We start from the raw sequence: 2,996 nt of genomic DNA, 5'->3' as shown, positions 1-2,996 counted from the left end.
GTACTGGCCTGGCGTTCGCTGCCGGCCACCAGGGCGTAGGGCAAGGCCTCGCCCTCGGCATCGAAGACCCGCAGGTCGCGCAGGTCGGCATGGGCAGCCGACAACTGCACGCTCATCGGGATGCTCAGGCGATACCAGGGTCCTTCGCCCTGCAGCGACAGCGCCACCTGACGGCTGAAACCTTCGGCAGACTCCTTCGCCGACAGCGGCAGGGACAGGCAGGCGCCCAGCAGGAGCAGGCCGGCGGTTCTGAACGAAAAGGAGCGCGTCATGGCTGCTCGGCCTCCGATGCGACCTCGGCACGACGCGGAGGCAAGGGTGAGAAGTAGCCGACGACCAGCAACAGGACGCCGACCCCGATGAAGGAGATGATTCGCTCCAGGCTGCCGCTGTTACCCAGCTCGACGAAGAACAGCTTGACCACCACGACGCCGACCAGCGCCGCGCCGACCATCCACAGGTCGCGCCGGCCGAGACGGGTACCGGCGATGGTCAGGCCCAGCGCGCAGAGCGTCCAGACCAGCGACAGCCCCGCCTGCACCAGCATCGACGCGGCCAGCGCCTCGGCCTGGAACGGCACGCCGGCCAGGTGGTGCGCGGCGCGGCACACCGCCAGGGTCAGCAGGGCGAACAGCGAGGCGCCGGCCAACGCCTGGCGCCCCAGGCGCGCGCTGGCATTGCCATCGACGAGCGAGGCCAGGCTGGCGTCGCTCCAGCGGTAGAGGGCGAACAGCACGATCAGCAGCCCCAGTTCCAGCGGGTTGGCCAGCGGCAGGTAAGGCAGCGGCTCGGCGGCGCCGTCGCTGAGCAGGTTGGCGCTCCAGAACCAGCCGAGCAGCAACAGCGCCACCGGCGCAGCGGCGAGCAGCCGATACTCCCGCGGGAAGTCGCGCAGCGGCCAGGGCAGGCTCCGCCCGCCAGCCACCAGCAGCAGGTAGGCGCTCGGGACCAGCGCCCAGCCCAGCCAACGCCAGGCGTTGTACTGTTCGGCGAGCAGGGCGAACAGGTAGCGCAGCTCCAGCGCCAGCACCCCGAGCAACAGCCAGCAACCGAGCACATGGGCAACGCTCAGGGCCTTCGCCGGCAGCAACGGGGCAAGGCGTCGCAGCGACAGCAGGTGCGTGGCGAACAGCAGCGGCCAGGCCAGCCAGCCGAATTCGCCGAACGGCTGGTAATCGAAACGCCAGGCACTGGCCAGGGCCAACAGCGCCACCGGGACCAGCGCCAGGCACAGCAGGGCCAGTTCGCGCCAGCGCTCGCGCAGCGCCAGCAGCATCCACGACGCCACTGTCGCCGCGGCCACCAGCAGCAACGCATGCTCGCGCAGGCCATAAGGCACGAAGCGGACGGTTTCGCACAGCGCGGTCAGCGCCCACCAGCCGGCTCCCCAGAGCAGCAGCAGGTGCGACAGCTCGGCCAGGCCGAGGGTACCGATACCCAGCGCCCGCTCGCGCTCGCCGGCGCGGCGCAGCCGCCAGGCGCCGACCAGCGCCGCCAGGGCCAGCACTGCCGGCGTCCAGAACCCGGAATGGGCCAGGGGCCGCAGGCCTTCGCCGCTCAGCGAGCCGAACAGCGACGGCCCGGCGAGGAGGAACGCCAGGCCGCCCACTACCTGCAAGGCGAGGCCGAAGTAGAAGCTCAGGCGCTGGCGCAGCACCAGGCTCAGCCAGATGATCAGCAGCCCGCTACCGGCCCATACCGCGCTGGCGCTGCGCCAAGGCAGGACGAACAGCACTGCCAGGTTGACGAACGCCAGACCGGCCAGCAGCACCAGGCTCAAGCCCATGAGCAGCCGACTGTCGTCCTTCACCAGCGGGTCGCGCGCCGCCAGCAGCATGCCGCCGATCAGCGCCAGGCCGATCAGCGAGGCGGTCATCAAGCCACGCCAGCCCGAGTCGAATACCCCACCCTGGCCATCGCCGCCCTGCAAATGCAGGAGGAACAGCGCACCGCCCAGCAGTTGCACGGCGAAGGCGCAGAACAGGAAGGTACGCGAGCCCAGGCGCAAGCCGGCGAACAAGCTCGCCAGGCCGGCCACGGCCCAGGCGATGGCGGTGCCGTCGACGGCCAGGCAGAGCGGTGCGACCAGGTAGAGGAAGGCCAGGCCGGCGGCCGCCAGCAACGGCCGGCAGGCCGGCTCCCAGTCGGCCAGCGCTTTCGCCGGCGCGCGACGCAGCTGCCAGAAGCTGAACAGCGCCGCCGCACCGAGCATCAGCGCGCCCAGCGGCGAACCCTCCAGCAACGTCGTCTCACCCGGCCGCACGCCATTCAGGTAGGCCAACGCCGCACCGCCCTGCAACAGCAGGGCGAAGAGCCGCGCCAGGCGGCGTTGCTGGTGCAGGCCGAGCCAGTAGATGCCGGCGCCCTCGACGGCCCAGGCGGCCGAGGTCCAGCGCGCGTCCAGGCCGAGCGGAATGGCCAGGGTGCCGAAGACCACCCCCAGCGCCAGGCAGATTTCCACCAGCAGGCTGGTGCGTCCGGCCGAAGCATGGCCGCGCAGCACCCGCGCCAGAACCATGTAGAAGAGCCCCAGGGCCAGGGCGCTGAAGGCCATGCCGAAGTCGATGTGGCCGATCACCGCGCATTGCAGGCCGAACCCCACCAGTGGCGGGCCGAACAGCACGGTGGCGTCGATGTAGTCGGCCTGTCGCGCCGACCAACGCAGCAGTTCGCCGCGCTCGGCAGGCGCCTGCGCGGCCTCCAGCAGCTTGCGGCGGGCGAAGAGCAGGCCGATCCCGACGTACATCAGGAAGAACAGGGCCAGGAACGGCTCGGTGCTGGCGAACAGCTCCGGTGTATAGGAGCGCAGTCCCCAGGCGAAACCGATGCCGAAGGTGCCGACGAAGCCGACCAGGTTGAGCGGCCGCCAGGCGCGGAACCAGGCGATGGCGAAGATGCCGGCGTTGAGCAGGGCGAAGTAGCTGAACAGCGCTACATGGTTGCCGCTGCCGGTGGAGGTCAGGATCGGCCCGGCGAAGCCGCCGAGCTCCGCCACC

At 70.9% G+C, this 2,996-nt stretch carries 2 protein-coding genes; both read right to left on the bottom strand.

What is annotated here, in order from left to right; genetic code table 11:
* A partial coding sequence (locus tag FFS27_RS31090; protein ID WP_137952467.1) for a DUF3999 family protein occupies positions 1 to 272 on the bottom strand: 272 nt, incomplete at its 3' end.
* Positions 269 to 2,996, bottom strand: a 2,728-nt coding sequence (locus FFS27_RS31085; RefSeq protein WP_137952466.1) for a DUF2339 domain-containing protein, incomplete at its 5' end; no start/stop codon positions are given. The genes FFS27_RS31085 and FFS27_RS31090, both read right to left, overlap by 4 nt.

The organism is Pseudomonas sp. 2VD, assembly GCF_005503585.1.
Lineage (GTDB): Bacteria > Pseudomonadota > Gammaproteobacteria > Pseudomonadales > Pseudomonadaceae > Pseudomonas > Pseudomonas aeruginosa.
The sequence above is the reverse complement of the archived record's forward strand: the minus strand, read 5'-3'. Positions and strand labels throughout refer to the sequence as shown.